This is a genomic window from Pseudomonas putida (genome assembly GCF_028682635.1).
GTDB classification, from domain to species: Bacteria; Pseudomonadota; Gammaproteobacteria; order Pseudomonadales; family Pseudomonadaceae; genus Aquipseudomonas; species Aquipseudomonas putida_AE.
Window position 1 is genome coordinate 1 of sequence record NZ_JANHLK010000066.1, and the last position, 1898, is coordinate 1898.

The 1898-nt window shown below is 66.6% G+C and carries 1 protein-coding gene; it reads right to left on the reverse strand.

Annotated features, from left to right (window positions below; translation table 11 throughout):
• Window positions 1-1898, reverse strand: a 1898-nt coding sequence (locus NPS56_RS30865) for an ImcF-related family protein (RefSeq protein ID WP_274078156.1), incomplete at both ends; no start/stop codon positions are given.

A 1898-nucleotide genomic window follows, 5' to 3' on the forward strand; every position in this document is an offset into this window, starting at 1 on the left:
GGGCTTGCTCCAGCAGGCGGATCAGGCCCCAGGTACCCGGGTAGTCGCCGAACAGGCGTTCGTTGGCCCGCACGCTGGTCCAGGTCAGGCTCGCGCCGGGGTATTGGCTGCGACCCGGCCAGTTGAAGCGCTGCCAGCTTTCCTTCTGGTTGAAGTACTCGTGCTGTTCGCCGTTGAGGGTGAAAGTGGTCTGCACCACGTCGCGCACCGGTTTGCCTTGCAGTTCAAAACTCAGGCCCATGCCGCCGTCGGTAAACAGCACGTCGGCCAGGTGACTGAGCTGGTTGATCGCCTGGATGAACTGCGGGTTGAAGCGCAGGCCCTGGCTGTGTTGTGCGTCGGCCACCCAGCGGCTGCCTTCCTTGCGCAGCAAGCCGCCCAACTCGCGCTGCAGAAATTGCTCGAGACGCCCGGAGTCGGCGCGGATGATCTGCCCGAGCATCGGCAACGAGGCGTCGCTGGCGGTGGCCGCGAACGGATAGCGGCCGATAAAGGCTGCGTCCCATTCACTGACGATCGCCCGTTGCCACTGACGGTTGAGGCTGCTGGCCGAAGGTTGCAGGACGCGCTGCCAGGCCTGCTCCAGCGGCTGCACGAACAGGGTCTGGCCAATGCCGCCCCACTCCGCGCCGAGGCTGGCGGCGAGCTGGCTGCCGTAGGCGCGGGTGTCGGTGAGGTCAATGCTTTTTCCCTGGAACACGGTCTGCGCCAGGGTCTGGGTCATGTCCTGCGGGTCGGCGGCATGGTTGACCTGCTGCAGGGTCAGGCGAGTGCGCGTGACCTGGTTGAGGAAGGCTTGCAGACTCAGGCGTTCGCGGTCGTCCTGGCCTTCGGGGGTTTTGCCGAGCAGGGCCAGCAGCGGACCAAAGGTGGCATCCAGGGGGCCTTTCGGTCCCTGCAATGGTTGCTCGATCAGCGGCCCTGGGGCCTGGGCGATCAGCTTTTGCGCCGAACTGATCAGCGAGTCGGCCAACGCCTGGGTCCGAGTGCCGGCTTCCCCCTGATAAGCCAGAGTGTTCATCAGGGCGATCAGCGGCGACTGGCGCACGTCGCTCATCAGGGTCAATTGGTCGATCACCTCCCCCAGGCTGTTGGCCGGCTGCCAGCGCACGCGGTTGAGGAACTTCAGCCAGGCGCTGGCGTAGTCCTGGAAGTAGCGCCGGGTCAGGCGTTCGCGCAGCATGTCCGGGGTCAGCTCGGCGGCGATGTCACCGGGCTGGTCGCTGAGCACCCAGTCGATTTCCTCACGCCGCGCCTCGGCGATGGCGTCGATGGCCGGGCGCACCTGGCCCTCCCAGGCCTGACGGGTGAACACCCCCGGCACGTTGGCCGTGCTGACGAACAGCGCCCGTGCCTCGGTGTCGCCAACCATCTGTTGCAGGTTCAACGCCGGGTAATGGTTGGCGGCCTCATCGAGGACGGTTTTATACAGGCTGGCTTCGGCATTGCGCTGACCCAACTGGCCGAGCAGCAGCTGACGAACCTGGGCCACCAGCTTGGGGTCGGCCGCAATGCGCCAGTCCGGGTGGGAAGCCAGTTGCTCGCCATAGAACTGCCAGAGCGTCGGCGACAGGCCGTGCCACAGCCCCGGCGAAACCCCGGCGCCGCTCGGTTCGAGCGGGCCCAGGACCTTGACCAGAAAGGCCGCGTCGGCTTTTTCCGGGCGCGCCAGCATCAGGTAGGCCTTGAGTTGTTCGTAGGCCTGCGGCGCGCGCTTGAGGCGTTCGGGGCTGTCGGCGGGCAGCTTGATCAGGGCAGTGAGCTGCTGTTGCAGTCTGGTCACGGCCGGGTCGCGCAGCAATCGTTGGTTGGCCTCGAGGTAGCGCGGCCACAGCAGCGCCAGCAGCGGCTCGTTCTGGTTCAGGCCGAAGCGCTGGTACCAAGGGGTGCCGTGGGTG